Raw genomic sequence first — 1,305 nt, forward strand, 5'->3', positions numbered from 1 at the left:
AGCGGGGCGGCGGCGAGGAGATGTACGTCTGCTCCGCCGTGCTGAACCTGTACAATACGAACACGCCTTTTGCAGATGATCAGTGGGTTCTGCTGGGGGCGGTGCCGGGCCGCACGCTGTTCGCGCTCAAGCACGATACGCTGCTGATTATGCTGGCGCTGCTGGCATCCATCGTTCTCACCAGTCTGGTGACGATCCTGATCACCGTACGTTCGGTTTCGCAGCCCATCGTCAAGCTGGCGGCCGAAGTGCGCGCGACGGACCCGGCGGCTCCCGCCCGCCTGCAAAAAACGGATATCACAGAGCTGGACGCACTGGCGGGCTCCATCGAGACGCTCAGCGACGAAGTGCTGCGCGCGGGCGGCAAGTTCACCCAGATCCTGGAGATGGCCAGCGTGCGCATGGGCGGTTTTGAGGTGGACGGCCGGGACGGCACGCTGTTCCTCACCGACCAGTTTTTCGACGTATTCGGCCGTCCGGAGCTGGCGAGCACCGTGCGCGGCCCACAGTCCTTCGAGAGAGCGATGGATGCCCTGCACGTCTATGTGACGGAACGGGAAAAAACCGACGACGAGTATACGGAATACATTTTCCGCATGCCGGAGCCGGACGGCGTGCGCTGGGTGCGTATGCGCCTGCTGCGCAGCAGTTCCCGCTGGACGGGCCTGGCCGAGGACATCACCAGTGACAGGATGTCGTTGGAACGCATGGAATACGAGCGTGACCACGATGTGCTCACCGAGCTTTATAACCGCCGCGCATTCAAACGTATGGCGCTGGCGTTGCTGGCCCGAGGGCCGCAGGCGGCGTGCGTGGGTGCGCTGGTGATGCTGGATCTGGACAACCTGAAGTATATCAACGATACCTACGGCCACGATATGGGCGACGCCTATATCCGCTGTATGGCCGCGAGCCTTCCCAGCCCCGACGGGGAACGCTGCCTTGTGGCACGCATGTCCGGCGATGAGTTCTTCGTGCTGTTCCACGGTTATGACACACAGGAAGAAGTGCGCGGGCAGATCGCCCTGCTGCGCCAGCGTATGACGCGGGCTTCGCTTACGCTGCCCGACGGCGTGCGCCAGCCGGTGCGGGCTTCCGGCGGCGTGGCTTGGTATCCGGCGGACAGCGACCGGTTCGACGAGCTGGTGCGCTATGCGGATTTCGCCATGTACCAGGTGAAGAACAGCGGCAAGGGCGAATTTGCGGAATTCGACGGCGAGGCATACCGGCGTGACGCCTATCTGGTGCAGAGCCGCGGCGTGCTGCACCGTTTGCTGGAGCAGCGGCTGGTGGATTACCACTTCC

General features: G+C 63.4%; 1 protein-coding gene. It reads left to right on the forward strand.

Going from position 1 to position 1,305, the window contains the following annotated elements; genetic code table 11:
* Nucleotides 1-1,305: diguanylate cyclase (locus ACMO6A_RS10315; protein WP_418471211.1), on the forward strand; the 1,305-nt coding region annotated here is incomplete at both ends.

The sequence above is a fragment of the Eggerthella sp. genome (assembly GCF_048329335.1).
Lineage (GTDB): Bacteria > Actinomycetota > Coriobacteriia > Coriobacteriales > Eggerthellaceae > Eggerthella > Eggerthella lenta.